This window comes from Onishia taeanensis (assembly GCF_003268885.1).
GTDB lineage: Bacteria > Pseudomonadota > Gammaproteobacteria > Pseudomonadales > Halomonadaceae > Onishia > Onishia taeanensis_A.
Window position 1 is genome coordinate 270,983 of sequence record NZ_QLSX01000002.1, and the last position, 20,615, is coordinate 291,597.

A 20,615-nucleotide genomic window follows, 5' to 3' on the forward strand; every position below is an offset into this window, starting at 1 on the left:
GCCCTGGCATGCAGTAAAAGGCTCACGCTCACGACAGGAGGTCACCGCCACTTGAATACCCCCCTCACCTCCCGTTTAGCGGCCCTGGGCCGTTTTCTGCCAACGCTTGGCCTGGGGCTTGCGGGCGGCGCCATCGCCTTCCGGCTAGGCCTGCCGCTGCCCTGGCTGCTGGGCGCGATGATCGCGACCACCATCGCCAGCCTTGGCGGAGCACGGCTGCGCTCACCCGGGCGCGGGCGCAAGGGAGTGCTGGTGGTGATCGGGGTCATGCTGGGCTCGGCCTTCCATCAGGGGCTCAACATCGATGTGGCGGCCTGGAGCGCGAGCCTCGCCATCATGCTGCTGGCAACGGCGGTGATGATGGCGTTCTCGGTGTGGTTCTCGCGGAAGGTCGGCGGCTATTCGCTGGAAACCTCTCTCTATGCCGGGGTGCCAGGCGGGGTATCGACGGTGACCCTGATGGCGCTGGAATCCGGTGCCGACCTGCGGGTGGTCGGCATGACCCACGCGGTGCGCATCCTGATCCTGCTGCTGGCCATCCCGCTGGCGCTGCCGCTGTTTGGCCATGTCAGCATGCCGGAGAATCGCACGGATATCGCTCACTGGCTGTGGCTGCCGAATGCGATGGATACCGCCTGGCTCGTCGCGGCGGGGCTTGCCGGCGCCTGGCTGGGCAAGCGCCTGCGACTGCCAAGCGCCCTGCTGTTCGGCCCGGCGCTGGCCTCGGCCGCGCTGCACCTTTCCGGGGTCAGCGATGCCGCGGTGCCGCCAACGTTGATCGCGCTGGCCCAGGTGCTGATCGGCGTGTCGGTGGGGGTGCGCTTTACCGGCACCTCGCTTGCCGCGGTCGGCCACACCCTGGCGATGGGGATTATTCAGGCACTGGGGCTGGTGGTGATCGCAGGCCTCGCCGCCTGGGGCGCACAGCTTTTGACCGGCACCTCGATTGCCGCCGCCCTGCTCGCCTACATGCCCGGCGGCGCCCCAGAGCTAAGCCTGGTGGCGCTGTCGCTGGGCATCGACCCGGCCTTCGTCACCGCCCACCACCTGCTGCGCATCAGCCTGCTGGTGCTCTGCCTGCCACTGCTGCTGAGTGCCGGACGCCGGCTGAGCACCTAGGGCTTAGCGACTGACTCTTCGCGACTGACTCTTCGCGACTGACTAATCGCGACTGACGCTTAGCATCTGAAGCGCCAGGGCCAACGGCCGCCGGCATGTTAGGCTGAGCGGCGTTTCGATCAAGGATGCCGCCGTCATGCCACAGGCCGATACCCCGACCTTTTCCGTCAGCGAACTCAACCGCCGCGCCCGGCTGATGCTGGAGCGCGATTTCGGCGATTGCTGGGTCGAGGGCGAGCTTTCCAATGTGGCGCGGCCGGCCTCGGGGCATGTTTATTTCACCTTGAAGGACGAGCGCGCCCAGCTGAAGTGCGCGCTGTTTCGCAACCGCGGGCGCTTCGTGGGCACGCCGCTGAACGACGGCGACCGGGTGCGCCTGCGCGGCAAGGTGTCGATCTTCGAGCCCCGGGGCGATTATCAGATGATCGTGGAAGCCGTGCAGCCGACGGGCCAGGGTGACCTGCTGGCGGCCTTCGAGCGCTTGAAGCATCAGCTCAGCGCCGAGGGCGTATTCGCCAATGCGCGCCCGCTGCCCTGCCCGCCGCGACATCTGCTGGTGCTGACCTCACCGACCGGCGCGGCGATCCGCGATGTATTGGCGGTGCTTTCCGCGCGCTGGCCGCTTTCCCGGGTCAGCGTGCTGCCGGTGCCGGTACAGGGCAAGGAGGCCGCGCCGGCGATGATCCGTGCCCTGGCGCTGGCCAACCGCGACTCGCGCTTCGACCCGGAGCGTGACGCTATCCTGGTGACTCGCGGCGGCGGCAGCCTCGAAGATCTCTGGGCCTTCAACGACGAGCACCTGGCCCGGGCGATTTTCCATTCCCGGTTGCCGGTGCTCTCGGCGGTGGGCCACGAAACTGATGTCACGCTTTCCGACTTCGCCGCCGATGGCCGAGCCCCGACGCCTTCGGCGGCGGCGGAGCGGCTGGTACCGGACCAGGCGGCGCTGCGTCAGCGCCTGGACAGCGCCCTGTCTCGTCTCGCCCGCGCCCAGCGCAGCCGGCTGGACGCCGAGACCCAGCGTCTGGATCACCTGCGCGCGCGGCTGCGTCACCCCGGCGAGCGGCTCGCCCAGCAGCGCGCGCATCTTGGCCAGCTCGAGGGGCGCCTGCAGCGCGCCATGCAGTCACGGCTCTTGGAGGCCCGCACACGCGAGCGACACGCCGGCGCCCGCCTGAACGCCTTCGACCCTCGCCAACAGTTGGATAGCGCCCGCCAGCGCCTCGCTCAGGCCGACAGGCGGCTCACGGCCACCCTGCCCCGCCAACTCGCGGAACACCGCCAACAGCTGTCGTCGCTTGCTCGGGAACTGCAGGCGGTCAGCCCGCTTGCGGTGCTCGGGCGCGGCTACTCGATTCTTTCGGATGATGAGGGCCGGGTGATCCGGCGCAGTCAGGATACCCAGCCCGGTCAGCAACTGACCGCCCGGCTGGGCGAAGGAAGGCTAAAAGTGGAAGTGAAGCGGCGCTTCAAGGCAGCGCCGGCCCCGGAGCGGACCTCATCACAGGCCCCGAACCAAGCCTCGTCACAGGCCCCTAACCAGGCCTCGTCACAGGCCCCAGCCGAGACCACGGGGCCGGAGCACAGGGACGAGACCGACTAGTCAGGCATGGCGGCGCTCATTCATCGCTACGGCCGTCGCCCCGGCAAGCGCCTTGTGACAGGCGTGTTGCGGCTCCGGTCTGTGCTATTCAGCCATCACTCTTGGCCACGGCCTTGAAGCTGCTGGGTTCGAGTTCGTGGCGGCCCAGCAGCTTGTAGAAGTCGGTGCGGTTGCGCCCGGCGATGCGCGCGGCCTGGGTGACGTTGCCTTCGGTGATCTTCAGCACCTTGATCAGATAGCCCCGCTCGAAGCTCGCGCGGGCGTCGTTGAATGACGGCAGGGCGTTCTCCTCGGCGACCAGCGCCTGGGCGACCAGCGCTTCGGGAATGATCGGCGCACTGGTCAGCGCCACGCACTGCTCGACCACGTTGACCAGCTGGCGCACGTTGCCGGGCCAGGCCGAAGAGGCCAGCAGGTTCAGCGCCTCGGTGGAGAAGCCCTTCACGAACGGCTTGTGGCGGGCGGCGGCTTTGCTGACCAGGTGCTTGGCCAGCAGCGGCACGTCCTCGGCGCGCTCCTTGAGCGGCGGCAGGCGCAGGTTGACCACGTTCAGGCGGTAGTAAAGATCCTCCCGGAAGTCTCCCTCATGCATGGCGCGATCCAGGTCGCGGTGGGTGGCCGAGATGATGCGCACATCGACAGATACCGAGGCGGTCGAGCCCAGCGGCCGGACCTGACGCTCCTGCAGCACGCGCAACAGTTTCACCTGCAGAGAGAGCGGCATATCGCCGATTTCGTCGAGGAACAGGCTGCCGCCATCGGCGGCCTGGAAGAGCCCTTCATGCTGGCTGATCGCGCCGGTGAACGCTCCCTTGGCGTGACCGAAGAGCTCGCTTTCCAACAGCTGCTCGGGCAGCGCGCCGCAGTTGATGGCGACGAACGGCTTGTCGGCGCGGGGGCTGGCATCATGCAGGGCGCGCGCCAGCAGTTCCTTGCCCGAGCCCGAGGGGCCACTGACCAGCACGCTGACATCGGCGCCGGCGACCATGCGTGCCTGGTCGAGGATGCGCTCCATCTGCGGGCTGCGGGTGATGATCGCCGAGCGCCAGGCGTCGTCGCCGTCGCCGGCGGCCGGCGCCTGGAGCAGCGCTTCGTCGATCGCCGTGAACAGCTCGTCGCGGTCGACGGGCTTGGTCAGGAAGCTGAACACCCCCTGGCGGGTGGCGCTCACCGCATCGGGAATCGAACCATGGGCGGTGAGGATGATCACCGGCAGACCTGGGGCTTGGCGCTGGATTTCCTGAAACAGCGCCAGGCCGTCCATCTCATCCATGCGCAGGTCCGAGAGCACCAGGTCCGGGCGCTCAATGGCCAGGCGATCCAGCGCCATGCGGCCGCTGTCGGCGGTGGTGACGCGAAAGCCACGGCTTTCCAGCCGCATGCCCAACAGCCTGAGCAGGCTGGCGTCGTCGTCGACCAGCAGGATATGGGCGATGGGTTTGCTGCCCTTGAGGGCGCCGGTCAGTTGCGCGGCGTCTTTCACGGTGATCTCCCTTCTATTCAGACGAAGCCTGGCCAGGCGCCCGACGCATCGCGCCTCAGGGGGCCTGCTGTCGCAGGTTAATGCTTTGCTCGATATCGCTCAGGGCCTCGAGCTTGTTGGCCATCTCGTCCAGCTGCTCGGCCTGAGCGGCGTTCTCGTCGGCCAGCGCCTGTCGCGCCTGGCTCTGCTCGGCCAGCTTTTCGGACAGGGCGCGGCGCCCTTCGAGCTCGTTGAGCCAGTAACGCAGCAGCGGCTGCAGCTCGGTCGGCGCCTTGGCCAGGTCGGCCTTGTAAAGCTCTGAAGCCTGATTCCATTCGCTCTCGCTGCCCCAGGAAAGCACCACGGCGCGAACTAAGCGCTCATGGGTATCGTTGCCCTCGAGGCGGGCCAGCTGGCGGTCACGCCAGGCACGATCGCCGCGCTGGGAGGCGAGCCCAAAGGCCACCCAGGCCTCGGTCTGGCAGGCGTTTACGGTCAGGCTAGGCCACTCGTCCTGGCAGCCGGCGGGCAGTTCCGTCAGCGTCGGTGGCGTGGAGGACGTTTGCGCCGGCAGCCACTGGCATCCTGCCAGCAGCGAAACGGCGACCAGCCCCGTCAGGGTGCGGTACAGCATGGGTCATGAGTTCCTTGCGTCTGCGTCTGCCGCACGGTGCTGCGGTGACGGCATCGTTATCGTATTCGTATCCTGCTGATTCGCGCCCTGCGCATTACATACCTGCCAGGGCAGCGTCAGGCGGAAGCACACCGCCAGGCGTGCATCGTCGACCAGTTCCAGATGCCCCTGCTGAGCCTTGGCACAGTCGGCAGCCACCGACAGGCCGATCCCAGAGCCCTTGAGCGGCCCCTTGCGCCGGGCGCGGCCCTGATAGAAGGGATCGAAGAGCCGCTCGCGGTCCTCGCCGCCGATCGCATCACCGCTGTTGGCGACCTCCACCAGTAGCACGTCGCCGCGCTGCTGGGCGCGCAGTTCAAGCAGTCCGCCATCTTCACCATAGGCAATGGCATTGGACAACAGGTTATCCAGAATGCGGCCGGTGGCGGTGCGGTCGGCCTGCCAGGCCAGCGGCCGATCGCTCCACTTGAGCTGCATGCCCTTGGCGTCCAGAGCCAGTTGATGCTTGGCCAGCAGTTCCTTGATCAGCGTTGTGACATCGAAACGATCGACGCTGACCTCGGCGTGGTGCTGAAGCAAATTATAGTCAAGCAGCTGTTCGATGAGGCGCTGGAGCTCCTCTCCGCTGGCCTCTATCAGCTCGAGGATCTCGTGCTGGCGCGAGGTCAGCTCGCCGGCCACCCCGTCGGAAAGCAGCGCCGTGCCTTCCCTGACGCTTGCCAGCGGCGTCTTGAGTTCGTGGGACATGTGGCGCAGAAACTGGCGCTTCTGGGCCTCCAGCTCGCCAAGCCGCGCCGACAGCCAGTCGAGCCGCTCATCGAGCTGCACCAGCTCCGCCGGCCCCTGCAGCCCCTTCGAGGGCGCGGGCTGGCCGGCGCTGCCGAGGCTCAGAATGCGTCGCTCGAGCTGGCGAATCGGGCGAATGATCAGCCAGGTGAACAGCAGCATCAGCACCAGACTCGCCGAGACCAGTGCCGTGGTCTGCACCCACAGACGGGTCTGGACGCCGCCGGCCTGTTCGCGAATACGTTCGATGCGCGCGTCGATATGCCGGTTGGTGGCCTGGCGCACGGCCTCGGTGCGCTGGGCGAAGGGCACAAACTCGTCGAGCCGGGCCTGGATATCGGCCACCGGGGCATCGAGCAGGGTCTTGAGGCTATCGATGCGTTTGCTCAGTGCCTGAGCGTCGGGGTTATCGGGCATCAACAACCGCTGCCTGGCCAGCATTGCCTCGAATTCGTCGGCGCGCTGGGTATAGATCTCGCGCAGGCCGGGCTCCTCCAGCACCGCGTACTGGCGGGCGCTGCGCTCCATCTCCACGGCAAGCGACGACAGTGCCCGGGCGCGACGGGTTTCTTCGACCGCCTGCCGAGCGCTGTCATCAGCGAGCCGGGTCAGTTCGGAAAGCGCCTGGCCGGCCTGGAACATCAAGATGCCCAGCGGCAGCATCACCACCAGAAAAGCCAGCAGTACGAGTTGCAGCAGGGAGCGTGGGCGCCATCGGCGCGAGACCTGAGTGGTCATGACAAGGGTTCTTTGCAGAAGGAGTTGGGACGATGTCATGGGGCTTACCACTGCAGGATACCAGAGTTGCCGGGAACGACCGCGACCTTTCACGGCATACCGGACCTGGCCGGATGCATGGACCAGGTCATGAGCATGGTCAGGGCTTGGACACGCCGAGCCACGCCAAGGAATAGGCAAAAAAAGAGGGCCGGCAGAGCCGGCCCAATACGCAGGGAACTTCAGGTGAAACAATGTCGAGGGAGCAGACGCGTCTGGCCGGACTGGTCGACATTCTTTCTGGGCCTAAGCCCCGAAGTCACACGACGGGATCGTCACTCGCCAGAAGCTGGCCGTCATGTGTGGGGACGTATCCCCTCTTCGTTCAGGTGGCAGCGCCGCTTGCGCGTCGCCGCCGGATTCAGCCCCCGAGGGGGCGAGGCATCCTTGCCGAGAGCATCCTTGCCCGTAGCGGTACCATTCCTTGCCTGTCGGCGGTACCCGTCTCATCGCTACATCAGTCACACATCGCGTGGAGCAGACGCGGACCGACCCGATCGGGTGACATGCACAGGGTAGTAAATGCGCCCTGTCAGGCCGGCCAGGAAACGGTTCGAGCCGTGATGAACCGAATCCCTTGCTTGCTCACTGAATATATAGCGAAGAGCGTGCCAGAAATCTTACAAACCCTTTATTTTCAATGTCTTAAAAAACACTGGCTTGTGCCAATCTGGCCAATGACGCTCACAGGGGCGAAAAGGCGCCCGCGACCCGCGGTTTTCGTCTCCAATTGGCGACGCTATATCGAAGGCAAGATAAAATAATCTAAAAATCAAACAGTTACTATGTATTCTTTTGGCGACAATCACCACTCAGGGTGTCGCTGACGGCGACACTCACACGGCGGGGCTCATACCACGGGCTCATACGACGGGCTATCGCGACAGCACTCAAGAGAGAAGCATGCGCGGCGTAGCAGGAAGGTAATGCACCAGGCGGACAGGCGGCGGCCCACAGCGGGGACGCCGCCTGTGATCAACTCAGGGTCTTGAGCAGGATCTTCGACTTGCGGGCATGGTTGTAGGCATCGCGCTTGAGCGGCGGCAGGTCGTCGATATCGGCGAGTCCGAAGCCCTTTTCGATGAACCAGTGGGCGGTATGAGTGGTCAGCGCGAATATCGCCGACAGCCCCCGGCGCCGGGCGCGACGTTCGGCATCGGCCAGCAGCCGCTCGCCGCGATTGCCGCCCCGGTAATCGCCATGCACCGCCACGCAGGCCAGCTCGCCCATGCGGGCGTCCGGATACTCATGCAGGGCAGCACAGCCGATGATCATGCCGTCACGCTCGATGACCAGATAGTCCTCGATCTCGTGCTCCAGGCGCTCCCGGGAACGCGGCACCAGCATGCCGCGCCGCTCCAGGGGCTCGAGCAGCTCGAGCAGGCCACCGACGTCGCCTAGCTCGGCGTCGCGCAGCTGCTCGTAGCGATGCTGGGTGATCATGGTGCCCACGCCGTCGCGGGTGAACAGCTCGCCGAGCAGGGCGTCGTTGTCATGCCAGGACAGCAGGTGAGTGCGGGCCACGCCATGACGGGCCGCGGCACAGGCCGCCGCCAGGTGGCGAGAAAGCTCGCTGCCGGGAGCCGCCTCGTGCATCAGCGGCTCGGCCTCGGCCGGGGTCAGCTGGCGCTGTAAAGCCCCGCTTGCGTCATGCAGGCCCTCGGCTTCGCCGAGCAGTACCAGCTTGTCGGCACCCAGTGCCACCGCGGCCTGCTGGGCGACTTCGGCGGCGTCCAGATCGAACACCTCGCCAGTGCTCGAGAAGCCGAGCGGCGGCAGCACCACCAGCGAGCCCTGATCGAGCAGCGCGTCGATCGCCTCGGCACGAACCCGTCTCACCTCACCGCTACGGGCGAAGTCGAGGCCGTTGCGCACGCCGAGCGGCTTGGCCATCACCAGATTGCCGGATACCGCCGTCAGTTCAATGCCGTGCAGCGGCGTATTGGGCAGCCCCAGCGACAGCCGCGCCTCGAACCACAGCCGCTGCTCGGCGGCGATGCGCTCGACCCGCGCCATGATGGCGTCATCTGCCACCCAGCGACCATCCTCGCGCCGCGGCGTGATGCCCTCATCGACCAGCGCCGCATTGACCTGGGGGCGAATGCCGAACACCAGCACCAGCCGCACGCCCAGGGTATGCAGCAGCGCCAGGTCCTGAATCAGCGATTCGCTGTGACCCGCCGCCATCGCCTCGCCTTCGATCAGCACCACGAAGGTTCGTCCTCGGTGGGCATTGATGTAGGGCGATGACTGACGAAACCAATCGACGAAGGGAAAGCGCGTATTCAAGGGCCGCACTCCGGCAGCTAGAGGGTGAAATCGGGCAGCATGCCCACCAGCCACGACTATAACAGAGGGCGAAAAAAGGCGGCACCGCCTCGCGGTGCCGCCTTTCTCGAGATACGCCCGACAGCGTCGAGTGCAGGTAGCGAGCTCCGTACCTGACTAACTAAGTACGTAGCCCAGTACCTGACTAAGTACCTGAATCAGCACCTGGCCCTGCTTAGCCGAACATGCCCTTGAACATGAAGAAGAACATGATCGCCAGGAAGGCGCCGGCCGGCAGGGTGATCAGCCATGACATGACGATGGTGCCGATCACGCGCAGGTTAAGCGCCGCCATGCCGCGAGCCAGGCCCACACCAAGTACCGCGCCGACCAGGGTATGGGTGGTCGAGATCGGCAGGCCGGTACCCGACGCCAGCACCACGGTGGTGGCGGCCGCCAGGGTGGCGGCAAAGCCGCGGCTCGGCGTCAGCTCGGTGATGCCGGTGCCGACGGTGGCGATGACCTTGTGGCCATAGGTGACCAGGCCGACCACGATACCGCCGCCGCCCAGCACCAGCACCCACCAGGGCACCATCGACGCGCCGCCGACGTCGCCGTGGCTATAGACCACGCTGATGACCGCAGCCAGCGGGCCGACGGCGTTGGCAACATCGTTGGAGCCGTGGGCAAAGGCCATGGCACAGGCGGTGAACAGCATCAGCACGGCGAACACCCGCTCGACGCCGCCGAAACCGAAGGCATCATCCGCCGATCGGTTGCGGCTGACACGACGCTCGAGCAAGCCGCCCAGCGCCATCACGGCGAGGCCGATCAGCACCGCGTAGGCAAGGCTGACGCCGAAGCTGAGATCCAGGCCGACGTGTTTCAGGCCCTTGGTCAGCGTCACCATGGCGACGATAAAGCCAACCAGGAACACATACATCGGCACGTAGCGCTTGGCGGCGGCGAACGGATCGCGGTTCTCGAAGATCAGATGCTGCACGGACTTGAACAACATGAAGGCGATCGAGCCCGACATCAGCGGCGAGACCACCCAGCTGGCGGCGATCTGGCCGACCTTGGCCCAGCCGACGGCATCCAGGCCGAGGCCGGCCATCGCGAAGCCGACGATGGCACCAACGATGGAATGGGTGGTCGACACCGGCCAGCCGCGCATCGAGGCCACCAGCAGCCAGGTCCCGGCCGCCAGCAAGGAGGCCAGCATGCCGTAAACCAGCAGTTGGGGATCACTCTCGAGCAGCGCCGGGTCAATGATGCCCTTGCGGATGGTTTCGGTGACCTGACCGCCCGCGAGCCAGGCGCCCAGAAACTCGAAGATCACGGCGATGAAGATCGCCTGCTTGATGGTGATGGCCCGCGAGCCCACCGAGGTGCCCATGGCGTTGGCCACGTCGTTGGCGCCTACGCCCCAGGCCATGAAGAAGCCGAAGACACAGGCCAGAATAATGAAGATGTCGCCGTGTTGCGCAATGATCGACATAAGAGCTACATCCTTAGGGATGACTGAAGGTCCGCCGTGACACGCCTCGATGCGCCTATCCTTGGCGAGTGCGTCACAGGGCACTCACCGTGGTCGTGGGGCGGAGAGTTCGAGGGAGAGAATCAGCGGGCGGTCAGCACCTGCAGGCGGCTGCCCACGCGCTCGGCACCGTCGGAGAGCTCACCGACCCAGTCGATGATCTTGTAGAGGAAGATCACGTCGACCGGCGGCAGCTCGCTCTCGAGCTGAAACAGCTGGCGACGAATGGCCACCTGCTGGTCGTCGGCCTGGTGCTCGAGGGCGTGAAGCTCGCGAATCAGGTTCTGCATGACATCGGCGACGTTGCTGCCGAACCCGGACTCGAGCAGATCCTTGAGCTCTCCGAGGGCCTTGCGGGCCTGAGACACGGCGGCCACCGAAGTGCGCAGGTAATCGCGCATCGTCGGCGCCAGCGACTCGGGCACCTGCATCTGACGACCGAGCATGATGCCGGTGATGTCGCGGGCCTTGTTGGCGATCTTGTCCTGCACGCTGATCAGGTCCAGCAGGTCCGAGCGGGAGACCGGCAGGAACATGGTATTGGGCAGGTTCAGGCGCAGCTCGGTCTTGAGCTCATCGGCCTCGTGCTCGATGCGGGTAATGGCGCCACGATGGCGTTCTGCCGCCTCCCAGTCACCGCTCAGGGTGGACTCGAAGAATGGCAGCAGCTCGTCGGCGCACTCGCTGACCTTGACGATATGCAAAAGCAGCGGCTGGAAGGGCGAGCGACCGAAGATCGCCGAAAACGGATTAGATGTCACCATGATAGGTAAGCGATTCGCGTTGGAAATGGCGCGGACATTATAGTGGTGGCACCGACCGACGTCATAAAGAATTCACCAATTTGTCATATAGGAAGCATCGGCCATGAGTCAGGAAATCGAACTCAAGCTCGCGCTACCGCCAGAAGGCCCCGAGCGACTGCGTCGCCATCCTCGCCTGGCGGCGCTCCCGGCCGAAGACCGCACGCTTGCCAACACCTACTACGACACCCCGGACGGCGCCCTGGAAGCCGCACGGGTGGCCCTGCGTATCCGCGATACCGGCAAGGGCCGGGTGCAGACCCTGAAGACCACCGGCAACGGCCAGGGCGGGCTCTCGGTACGTGGCGAATGGGAGTGGCCGATTGACGAGAACCGGCTGGACCTCGACGGGCTCAAGACGCTGGCGCCCATGCAGGCGCTAGGCGACGAGACACTCGCCGCTCTGGCACCGCGCTTCGCTACCGACTTCGCCCGCCGCACCTGGATCGTCGACGGCGAGCAGGGCCGCATCGAGGTGGCGCTGGATGATGGCGAGGTGCGCGCGGACGGACGCCGGGCGACGATTCGCGAACTGGAACTCGAACTCAAGGACGGTGACCCCGCGGCCCTGTGGGCGCTGGCCGAAGAGTTCGCCGCCTCGGTGCCGCTGCGCCCCGCTACGGCCAGCAAGGCCGCCCGCGGCGCGTCACTGGGCGAAGGCCGGTGGTCGCTCCCGGCAGCCGATGACGATCCGGCAGCGCTATACGAGCACACCATCCTGGCGCTGGATGCCCTGGCCGACAGTCAGGACAGCCATTTCAAGGACGAGGCCCGCCGGTCGCTGGACCGGCTGGTCGCCCTGGGCGATGATCGCCTGACGGGCCCGGCCGCCACCCTGCTCGCGGCTCTGAGCCATCAGGCACCGGAAGACGATGCCTGGCTCGATGTGGCCTTCGGCCAGGCGGCCCTGGCGCTGGCGCGCGCCCTCTATGCCCCAGCCTGATGACACATGGGCCTGACGGACGCGCGGACCTGAAGTCAACCGGCGCCCGGTGCGCTGCGTCCCCAGGACCGCTCTTATACTAAAGGATCGGGAGGTCCCTTGTTCCCTACTCTCAAACCGGCCGGTGAAGGGCTGCGCACCCGGATCTTTCAGGTCATCTTCGAATCGGATACCCGGCTGGCCAAGGGCTTCGATATCGTCCTGATCGGCCTGATCCTGGCTAGCGTCACGGTAGTGCTGCTCGACAGCGTGCCGGCCTATCACGCCGCCTATGGCCGGTTTTTCAAGGCACTGGAGTGGGGCTTCACCGGGCTTTTCACCCTGGAGCTGCTGGTTCGCCTGTACTGTCTGGAGCGGCCGGCCCGCTACCTGAGAAGCTTCTACGGCATCATCGATCTCATATCGATTCTGCCCACCTGGCTGGTGCTGTTGCTTCCCGGCGCGCATTCGCTGGTGGTGATCCGTCTGCTGCGGGTGTTGCGCATCTTCAGGGTGCTCAGGCTGATGCAGTTCGTCGGCGAGGGCCGGCTGTTGATCGAGGCGCTCAAGCGCAGCTCGCATCAGATCCTGCTGTTCCTGTTCACGGTGTTTATGCTGGTGACCATCTTCGGCTCACTGGTCTACATGATCGAGCCACCCGAGGCCGGCTTTACCAGCATTCCCAAATCCATCTACTGGGGCATCGTCACCCTGACCACGGTCGGCTATGGCGACATCACGCCCACCACCCCGCTGGGGCAGTTCATCTCGATGACGGTAATGCTGATGGGCTACTCGATCATCGCCATTCCCACCGGGGTGTTCTCGGCCGAAGTGATTCGCTCGATTCGCGCCGACCGTTACTCCGATGAAGCCTGCCCGGGCTGCGGCTACGACCGTCACGAAGAAAAAACCAAGTATTGTATGAAATGCGGGACCTGGCTCGACGAAAACACCGAAGACCCACGCGAGGCCGAGCATCGCGAAGAAGCCGAGCGAGAAGAAGAGGAAGAGCGAGCGAAAGAGGAGGACGACGAACAGGACACAGAGAAGGCCCCGGATAAGGGCTCTGAGAAGGAATAAGGCTCGCGGGACAGCCGGGGCGACACCAGCGCTGGCGTCGCCCCGGCAAGCGGTTCAGACCTGGAAGGGTGCCAGATCGCCACGCCCTTCACGCAGGATCACCGGCGGCAGGTCGCGCAGGTCGATCACGCTGGTCGGCTCCAGGTGGCAGGCGCCACCGTCGATGACCAGGTCCAGGTGCGCTCCGAAGCGCTCGCGGATTTCCTCGGCATCGGTCATCGGCAGTTCCTCGCCGACCGGGATCAGGGTCACGCTCATCATCGGCTCGCCGAGCGCCTCGAGCAGCGCATGGGTGATGCGATGATCCGGCACCCGCACACCGATCGAGCGGCGTTTGGGATGCAGCAGCAACCGCGGCACCTCGCTGGTGGCGTTGAGGATGAAGGTGTAGGCCCCCGGCGTGTGAGTCTTCAGCAGCCGAAATACCGCATTGTCGACCTTGGCGTAGGTGCCGATCGTGGACAGGTCCGAGCACACCAGCGTGAAGTTGTGCTTGTCATCCAGCGAGCGCAGCCACTTGATCTTCTCGATGGCCTTCTTGTCGCCCAGGTGGCAACCCAGTGCATAGCCGGAGTCGGTGGGATAGGCCACCACGCCGCCCTTGCGGATGATCTCGGTCGCCTGGTCGATCAGGCGCTTCTGGGGATTTTCGGGGTGCAGCTGGAAGAATTGCGTCATGCTCGCTCCTGAGTTGCGTGATCCGTGATGATAAACCGCAGGTCAGGCCGCCTGATCAAGAATCGCCGCCAGACGAGGGTGCTGCCAGACAGGGCGCAGCGCGGTGCGCGGCACCGGGCTCATGCTGCCCGGGGCCACCGGCCCGCCGGGAAAGTGGAAGTCGCTGCCCAGCGAGCCATACAGGCCCCGCTCGTCGAGCTGGCGCGCCAGGTCGCGGGTCACATCGGCGTTCTGGAAGCCGCTGACCAGCTCGCAGGCCTCGCCGCCGGCGGCGGTGAAGGCATCCAGCAGCAGACCGCGCTTGCGCCGGGTCAGCCCGTAGCGCAGCGGATGCGCCAGCACCGCCACGCCGCCGGCATCATTGATCCACTCGACCACCTCGGACAGGTACGGCCAGCCGGCCTTGACGTCACCTCGCTTGCCGCTGCCCAGATACTTCTTGAAGGCCGTGCCCATGTCCTTGACCAGGCCATCGGCGACCATCGCGCGGGCGAAGTCCGGGCGCCCCAGCGGGCGATCGCTGCCGGCCTGAGCTCGCGCCTTGGCCAGGGCGTCGTGAAGCCCCAGCTTCTCCATGCGCCGGGCGATCTCTTCACCGCGGGTCACTCGCGCCTTAGCCTGCGCCTCGAGACCGGCGACCAGGCTGCCCTGTGCCCCCTGGGGCAGCAGGCCCACCACATGAATGTTCATGCCCTGCCATTGAGACGACAGCTCGAGCCCCGGCAGCAGCGTCATGCCCAGCGCATCGGCGGCCTCTTGCGCCTCGGCAACGCCATCCAGGGTGTCATGATCGGTGAGCGACAGCCTGGTGAGGCCGCGCTCGCGGCACAGCGACATCAGCGCGGCGGGCGAGAGAGCACCGTCGGACGCGGTAGAGTGCATGTGAAAGTCGATGCCCTGGGCATCGGCGAGAGAAGTATCCGCCTGGGTGGCGGGAGCAGCGGGTGTGGCAGGTGACACGTGAGTCTCGTTCATCGGCATGACGCCGGCAGGCGACTTTGTCAGAATAGGACTACCATGGTGCGCGCCGCGCCGGTTGCGGTCAATTTCAGGTGCGTCGGCGCCTTCCTGCCTCACCCATCGAAGGAAACTGCGATGCTCTACGCCATCATCAGTGAAGATGTGAAGAATAGCCTCGAATGGCGCATGGCCGCCCGTCCCGACCACCTGGCCCGCCTCGAGAAGCTGCGCGATGAAGGCCGCCTGGTGCTGGCCGGCCCGCATCCGGCCGTTGATGCCGAGACCCCGGGCGACGCCGGCTTCAGCGGCAGCCTGGTGGTCGCCGAATTCGAAGACCTGCCCACCGCCCAGGCCTGGGCCGACGCCGATCCCTACGTGATCGCCGGCGTCTATGCCAAGGTGACCGTTAAGCCTTTCAAGAAAGTGCTGCCCTGAGCGGCGCCTGAGACGGCCCGCCGCCGCCTTTTTCACAAGCGCTTTTCCACAGCCAGTTTTGCACAGTGGCTGTGGAAAAGTTTGTTGAAAGCCCGCGGACGCCTTGCCATAAGCCAGCCAAGACGCCCGGTTGGCGAAACTGGTCATTTTCTGATCAATTCTGCGCAGATCAACGCTGTCCAGGTCAATCCTGTTCGGGCCAACACCGTCCAGAGCGACGCTACCCTGACCGACCCCGTCTCGATCAGCCGTACCCCGATCAGCCGTATCCCGATCAGCCGTACCTCTTTAACCCTGCCGATTTCCGGAGCCCTGCCTTGAGTGCCGCCGACGAACGCCCCGCGCCCCTGCCTGCCCTGGCCGCCCTTGAGGTCGCGCACCTCGATTGGCCTCGGGACGACAACGACAGCGAGGCGCCCCACTCCAGCGCTTTCGATGATGTCTACTTCTCGCGCCACGACGGCCGCGCCGAGACAGAGCACGTCTTCATCAACGCCAACCGCCTGCCCGAGCGTTTGGCGGCCTGGCAGGGGCCGCGGCCCTTCGTGATCGGCGAGACCGGCTTCGGTACCGGGCTCAACATGCTGTGTGCCTGGGCCGCCTTCGAACGCCACGCCCCGGCCACGGCGCGGCTGCATCTGGTGTCTACCGAGCGCTTCCCGATGACCCGGGACGATCTCGAGCGGGCGCTGACCGCCTGGCCAGAATTTCACGACAAGGCCGCCTGCCTCACGGCCCAATGGCCGGCGCCGGTGGCCGGGGTGCACCGGCTGCGCCTTAGTGAGCGGGTGATCCTGGATCTGCACTTCGGCGACAGCGCCGAGCGGCTTGGCCAGCTCGATGGCCGGGTCGATGCCTGGTTCCTGGATGGCTTTGCGCCGTCCAAGAACCCGGAGATGTGGCAGCCCGCGCTCTTTACCGCCATGGCCCGTGCCAGCCGGCCGGGCGCCACCTTTGCCACTTTCACCTGCGCCGGCGTGGTCAAGCGCGGCCTCAAGGCGGCGGGCTTCGCCTGGCGCAAGGTGCCAGGACACGGACGCAAGCGCGAGATGCTCGCCGGCGAAATTGAAACGCCACCCCACCATCACCCGCGACCCAGCACCCCCTGGTTCACGCCGCCCACAACGAAGCCCGCACGGCATGTCGCGGTGATCGGCGCCGGGCTCGCCGGCACCACGGTCGCCGAGGCCCTGGCGCGACGCGGCGTGGCGGTGACCCTGATCGAGCGCGAAGCCCCCGGCGCCGGCGGCTCGGGTAACCGCCAGGGCGCGCTCTACGTGAAGCTCGCCGCCGAGACCAATGCCCAGAGCCGCATGTATCTCTCTGGGCTCCTGTACAGCCGGCGCTGGCTGGCGACCCTGGACCCCGAGCACACCATCTGGGACGACTGCGGCGTGCTGCAGCTGGCGACCAGCGAGCGGGAAGCCAAGCGCCAGGCGCGCTTTCTGGCCAACCATGCGCTGCCAACGCAAGTCGTGACAGGCGTGGACGCCGAGGAAGCCAGCGCGCGATCCGGAGTGGCCATCGACTCGCCGGGGCTCGACTATGCGGGCGCCGGCTGGGTACGGCCGGATCTGTTGTGCGCCCGCCTTGCCGCCACACCGGGCATCACCCTGCACCGAGGCGAGGTCACCGAACTCATTCCAGGGGCTAATCCCGTGACACATGAAGGCGGCTGGACGCTGAGCTTCAAGGATGGCGAACCCCTCGTCGCCGATCAGGTGGTGGTAGCCACGGCGGCGCTGGCCAACCATTTCGCTCAAACCGCCGCGCTGCCGCTGCAGCCGATCCGCGGCCAGGTCAGTGCCGTCAGGCTGCCCCAGGGCGCGGAGGTGCCCACGCTCTCGCGGGTGGTCTGCGCCGGGGGCTATGTGCCCCCGGCGACGGACGGAATTCTGAGCTTCGGCGCCACCTTCGCGCCCCATGACACCGACACGGCGCTGCGCGACACCGATCATTCGGCGAACCTTGCCGAGCTAGAGGCGAGCCTGCCGCACTTCACCGCCGCCCTCAGAAAGGCCGGCGTCGACCTGGCGCCTGACCATCTCGAAGGCCGGGTGGCGATCCGTGCGGCGAGTCCCGACAAGACGCCCTACGCAGGCCCGGTGCCGGACGCCGCGCACTGGCGCGAGGCCTACTCGACGCTAGCCAAAGACGCCAGACGCATCCCCGACACGCCCGGCGCCCATCACCCGGGGCTGTGGATCAGCGCCGCGCATGGCTCCCGCGGGCTTGCCAGCGCCCCGCTGTGCGCCGAGGTGATCGCCTCACGAATCTGTGATGAGCCGCTGCCAGTAGAGCGCACCCTGGCCGACCACCTGCATCCGGGTCGGCGGCTGATCAGCGAGCTGATCAAGGGACAAACGAACGGTTGATGGATCAGACAGGGCCCTTCAGCCTCATTCAACCCCATGCAGGCGCGTCAGCAGCGTGATCAAAACCGGAAGTCCCTGGCCCGAAACGCCGACGCCCCGGCAATAGCCAGGGCGTCGGAGAACAGGGTGAACGAGGTATCGTTCAGTACTGGTCGTCGCGATGCTCATCGTAACGGGCATCGATGATCGCCGTACCCGCCGCGGCGATCAGCACGATCATCACCGTGCCCAGCACCCAGGCGAAGTACCAAGCGCCGCGCTCGCCCAGCACGATAGTCAGGGCGATCGCCACCACGGCGACGAGCAGCCAGAAGAGAAAGATCAGGACATGTTTCATGGTGCGCGCTCCGCAATCAGTAGGCGTGTTCGTCGTGGGCGATCGATTCCGGCGTCACCTTGCCGCGCATCACCCAGAAGGCCCAGCTGGTGTAGATGACAATGATCGGGATGAAGACCACGGTGAAGGCCAGCATCCAGCCCAACGTACCCAGACTCGAGGAGGCGTCCCACACGGTCAGGCTGTGACTGGGTTCGCTGGACGACGGCATCAGGAACGGGAACATCGCCGCGCCCAGGGTGACCAGAGTGGCGGCCCAGGCGAGCGCGCCCAGCCACCAGGCCAGGTGCGACAGACCGGCGCGCGCCGAGGCGATGCCGCCCAGCACGGCCAGGTAGACCGCCGCCGGGACCAGCCACAGCGCCGGGTGCGCCATGTAGTTGGCGAGCCAGGCACCGGATGCGGTTTCCACGGTCTTGTTGAGCGGCAATGCCGGGCCGGCGGGATCGCCACCCGCGGTGATCTCGTAGCCATGCATCATCGATACCCAGATGCCACAGATAGTGAACACCGCCAGAGCCGTCAGACCGGCGACCGTGACCAGTCGGCAGGCGCGCTCGCGAATCACCCCGGTGCCTCGGTTCATCACCATCGCCCCGCCCTGGTAGAGCGCCAGCGCCAGCGACATCACCCCGCACAGCACGGCGAAGGGGTTGAACAGGGTGATGAAGCTACCGGTGTAGTAGGAGATCATGTTCCAGGAGAAGTGGAACGGTACGCCTTCGAGCATGTTACCCATCGCCGCGCCGAAGACGATCATCGGTACCGCGCCTGAGACGAACAGCATCCAGTCCCAGGCACCGCGCCAGCGATCACTGGGCAGCTTGCTGCGGTACTCGAAGCCCAGCGGACGCACGATCATCGACCACAGCAGCACCAGCATGACCACGTAGAGCCCCGAGAAGGCGGTGGCATAGATGGTCGGCCAGGCGGCGAACACCGCGCCGCCGCCGAGGACGAACCACACCTGATTGCCGTCCCAGTGCGGGGCGATCATGTTGATCACCGCGCGGCGCTCGCCGTCGGTGCGTCCCAGGTAGCGCAGCGCAGCGCCGACGCCCATGTCCATGCCGACCATCACCGCCAGGCCGATCAACAGCACGCCCAGCAGCACCCACCAGGTCACTTTGAGTAGTATGTACGGATCCATGGCTTAGGCCTCGCTCCACTGGGATGAATGACGTTGGGTCGGTTCGGCAGGCGACTCGAGATTGTCTTCGCTCGGCCCCAGGCGAATGAATTTCACCATCAGGAACATCTCGATGACGATGAACAGGGTGTAGAGCAGGACGAAGCCGACCAGCGAGAAGATCATGTAACCGACGCTGTGGGTGGAGGCGGACAACCAGGTCGGCAGTTGACCGTAGACCGTCCACGGCTGGCGACCCAGTTCGGCGACTATCCAGCCGGCCTCGTTGGCGATGAACGGCACCGGAATCATCCACGGCGCCAGGCGCAGGAACCAGTTATTGCGATGCAGGGTGCCGCGCAGCGAGTAGATGACCGCGAGGATCAGGAAGGCCATCATCAAGAAGGCCGTCACTACCATGACGCGGAACGACCAGAACACCGGCGCCACTGGCGGGATGGTATCCGCCGCCGCCTGAGCGATCTGCGCATCGGTAGCCTGCGAGACATCCTCGGCGTAGCGCTGAACCAGCAGCGCGTAGCCCAGGTTGTCCTGATGGGCGTCGAAGGTCGCGCGCGCATCGGCATCGTCCGGGTTTTCGCGCAGGGTCTTCAGCGCGGTCAGCGCCGGGATACCGTCGCGGATCTTCGCCTCGGCATCGGCTTCCAGGTCGCTTACGCCGGGAATCGACTCGTCGAAGGTGTGGGTGACCAGCGGGGTGAGCAGGTAGGGCACCTGCAGCTCGAAGTCGTTGCGCCGCTCCTCCTGGTTGGGCCAGGCGATCAGATTGAAGCCGGCCGGCGCCTCGGCGGTCTCCCACAGCCCTTCCATGGCAGCCAGCTTGGTGGGCTGGGCGTTGCCGTTGATGAAGCCCAGGGCGTCGCCCAGCGAGATCACGCCGACGGTAGCGAACACGCCGAACAGCGCGGCGACCCGGAACGAGCGCTTGGCCAGCTCGATATGGCGGCGGCGCAGCAGGTAGAAGGCGCTGATGCCCACCACGAAGATCGCCGCGGTCACGTAGCCGGCGATGCTGGTATGGACGAACTTGGCCTGCGCCTCGGGGCTGAAGATCAGGTCAGGCAGGCTGGTCAGCTCCATGCGCATGGTGTCGGGATTGAACACCGAGCCGGTGGGATTCTGCATGTAGCCGTTGGCGACCAGGATCCACAGCGCCGAGAGGTTGGACCCCAGCGCCACCATGTAGGTCACCAGCAGGTGCTTGCCGCGCGACAGCTTGCCCCAGCCGAACAGCATCAGGCCGACGAAGGTCGACTCGAGGAAGAACGCCATCAGGCCCTCGATGGCCAGCGGTGCACCGAAGATGTCGCCGACGAAATGCGAGTAGGTCGACCAGTTGGTGCCGAACTCGAACTCCATGGTCAGCCCTGTGGCCACGCCCAGGGCGAAGTTGATGGCGAACAGCTTCGACCAGAAGTGAGTCATCTGGCGATAGATATCGCGCCCGGTGATGACGTAGATGGTCTCCATCGTCGCCAGCAGGACCGACAGGCCCAGCGTGAGTGGCACGAAGAGATAATGGTACAACGCCGTCGCCGCGAACTGAGTCCGCGACAACTCGATGACGGTGTCTAGTTCTTGCATGGCGGAAGTGCTCTCTATGATCCCTGCGGAGGAACCGGCGCCCGATGCGAGACACAAGCGAGACCGGAGAAAGATACCTAATCAGGGTAACCCAATGCC

The 20,615-nt window shown here is 65.9% G+C and carries 18 protein-coding genes; 7 read left to right on the top strand and 11 right to left on the bottom strand.

Going from position 1 to position 20,615, the window contains the following annotated elements; translation table 11 throughout:
• Positions 1-51 precede the first annotated feature (51 nt).
• Entirely contained in the window at positions 52-1,119 is a 1,068-nt protein-coding gene (locus BCL93_RS03975; RefSeq protein WP_112053813.1) for an AbrB family transcriptional regulator, read from the top strand.
• A gap of 136 nt (positions 1,120-1,255) precedes the next feature.
• A complete protein-coding gene (gene xseA / locus BCL93_RS03980; protein WP_112053814.1) occupies positions 1,256-2,722 on the top strand; it encodes an exodeoxyribonuclease VII large subunit in 1,467 nt (488 codons plus the stop codon).
• 88 nt (positions 2,723-2,810) lie between these two features.
• Here the strand turns inward: xseA and glrR are convergent, their stop codons facing one another.
• The 6 genes from glrR to BCL93_RS04010 all read right to left on the bottom strand — a co-directional run bounded on the left by glrR (position 2,811) and on the right by BCL93_RS04010 (position 10,953).
• A complete protein-coding gene (gene glrR / locus BCL93_RS03985) occupies positions 2,811-4,205 on the bottom strand; it encodes a two-component system response regulator GlrR (RefSeq protein ID WP_309251213.1) in 1,395 nt (464 codons plus the stop codon).
• A 55-nt stretch (positions 4,206-4,260) separates the two neighbouring features.
• Positions 4,261-4,818, bottom strand: a complete 558-nt coding sequence (locus BCL93_RS03990; RefSeq protein WP_112053815.1) for a hypothetical protein — start codon at positions 4,816-4,818, stop codon at positions 4,261-4,263.
• Positions 4,819-4,821: 3 nt separating this feature from the next.
• A complete protein-coding gene (locus BCL93_RS03995) occupies positions 4,822-6,342 on the bottom strand; it encodes a sensor histidine kinase (RefSeq protein WP_112053816.1) in 1,521 nt (506 codons plus the stop codon).
• 1,014 nt (positions 6,343-7,356) lie between these two features.
• Complete coding sequence (gene argA, locus BCL93_RS04000) at positions 7,357-8,670, bottom strand: amino-acid N-acetyltransferase (RefSeq protein WP_112053817.1); 1,314 nt, start codon at positions 8,668-8,670, stop codon at positions 7,357-7,359.
• A 214-nt stretch (positions 8,671-8,884) separates the two neighbouring features.
• Positions 8,885-10,150 (bottom strand): inorganic phosphate transporter, encoded by a 1,266-nt coding sequence (locus BCL93_RS04005; RefSeq protein ID WP_112053818.1) that lies wholly within the window; start codon positions 10,148-10,150, stop codon positions 8,885-8,887.
• A gap of 122 nt (positions 10,151-10,272) precedes the next feature.
• Positions 10,273-10,953, bottom strand: coding sequence for a TIGR00153 family protein (locus tag BCL93_RS04010; RefSeq protein ID WP_112053819.1), 681 nt, complete (start codon positions 10,951-10,953; stop codon positions 10,273-10,275).
• A 103-nt stretch (positions 10,954-11,056) separates the two neighbouring features.
• Between BCL93_RS04010 and BCL93_RS04015 the strand changes: the two genes are divergently transcribed.
• Together BCL93_RS04015 and BCL93_RS04020 are read left to right on the top strand one after the other, a co-directional pair.
• Positions 11,057-11,935 carry a CYTH domain-containing protein gene (locus tag BCL93_RS04015; RefSeq protein ID WP_112053820.1) on the top strand — a complete coding sequence of 293 codons (879 nt, stop codon included), beginning with the start codon at positions 11,057-11,059 and terminating at the stop codon, positions 11,933-11,935.
• Positions 11,936-12,034: 99 nt separating this feature from the next.
• Positions 12,035-12,997: an ion transporter gene (locus BCL93_RS04020; protein ID WP_112053821.1), complete on the top strand. Its 963-nt coding sequence runs from the start codon at positions 12,035-12,037 to the stop codon at positions 12,995-12,997.
• 54 nt (positions 12,998-13,051) lie between these two features.
• Here the strand turns inward: BCL93_RS04020 and BCL93_RS04025 are convergent, their stop codons facing one another.
• A complete protein-coding gene (locus BCL93_RS04025; RefSeq protein ID WP_112053822.1) occupies positions 13,052-13,675 on the bottom strand; it encodes an L-threonylcarbamoyladenylate synthase in 624 nt (207 codons plus the stop codon).
• 42 nt (positions 13,676-13,717) lie between these two features.
• On the bottom strand, positions 13,718-14,557 hold the full coding sequence (locus BCL93_RS04030) for a PHP domain-containing protein (protein ID WP_258395977.1): 840 nt from the start codon (positions 14,555-14,557) through the stop codon (positions 13,718-13,720).
• A 213-nt stretch (positions 14,558-14,770) separates the two neighbouring features.
• On the opposite strand from BCL93_RS04030, the gene BCL93_RS04035 reads away from it, so the two are divergent.
• The 3 genes from BCL93_RS04035 (at position 14,771) to mnmC (ending at position 17,445) form a co-directional block, all read left to right on the top strand.
• The gene (locus BCL93_RS04035) at positions 14,771-15,070 is read left to right on the top strand and encodes a YciI family protein (RefSeq protein WP_092523101.1); all 300 of its coding nucleotides are present in this window, start codon (positions 14,771-14,773) and stop codon (positions 15,068-15,070) included.
• Positions 15,071-15,154: 84 nt separating this feature from the next.
• Positions 15,155-15,391: a hypothetical protein gene (locus tag BCL93_RS17090; protein ID WP_146742464.1), complete on the top strand. Its 237-nt coding sequence runs from the start codon at positions 15,155-15,157 to the stop codon at positions 15,389-15,391.
• Positions 15,388-17,445 (top strand): bifunctional tRNA (5-methylaminomethyl-2-thiouridine)(34)-methyltransferase MnmD/FAD-dependent 5-carboxymethylaminomethyl-2-thiouridine(34) oxidoreductase MnmC, encoded by a 2,058-nt coding sequence (gene mnmC / locus BCL93_RS04040; RefSeq protein ID WP_112053824.1) that lies wholly within the window; start codon positions 15,388-15,390, stop codon positions 17,443-17,445. The genes BCL93_RS17090 and mnmC overlap by 4 nt, the downstream gene beginning before the upstream one ends.
• Before the next feature lie 142 nt (positions 17,446-17,587).
• Here the strand turns inward: mnmC and BCL93_RS04045 are convergent, their stop codons facing one another.
• Genes BCL93_RS04045 through BCL93_RS04055 form a run of 3 tightly spaced genes read right to left on the bottom strand, consistent with a single transcriptional unit; the run spans position 17,588 to position 20,516 of the window.
• On the bottom strand, positions 17,588-17,782 hold the full coding sequence (locus BCL93_RS04045; protein ID WP_112053825.1) for a hypothetical protein: 195 nt from the start codon (positions 17,780-17,782) through the stop codon (positions 17,588-17,590).
• A 16-nt stretch (positions 17,783-17,798) separates the two neighbouring features.
• Positions 17,799-18,932 (bottom strand): cytochrome d ubiquinol oxidase subunit II, encoded by a 1,134-nt coding sequence (gene cydB / locus BCL93_RS04050; RefSeq protein WP_112053826.1) that lies wholly within the window; start codon positions 18,930-18,932, stop codon positions 17,799-17,801.
• A gap of 3 nt (positions 18,933-18,935) precedes the next feature.
• Positions 18,936-20,516, bottom strand: a complete 1,581-nt coding sequence (locus BCL93_RS04055) for a cytochrome ubiquinol oxidase subunit I (RefSeq protein WP_112053827.1) — start codon at positions 20,514-20,516, stop codon at positions 18,936-18,938.
• Positions 20,517-20,615: the final 99 nt, after the last annotated feature.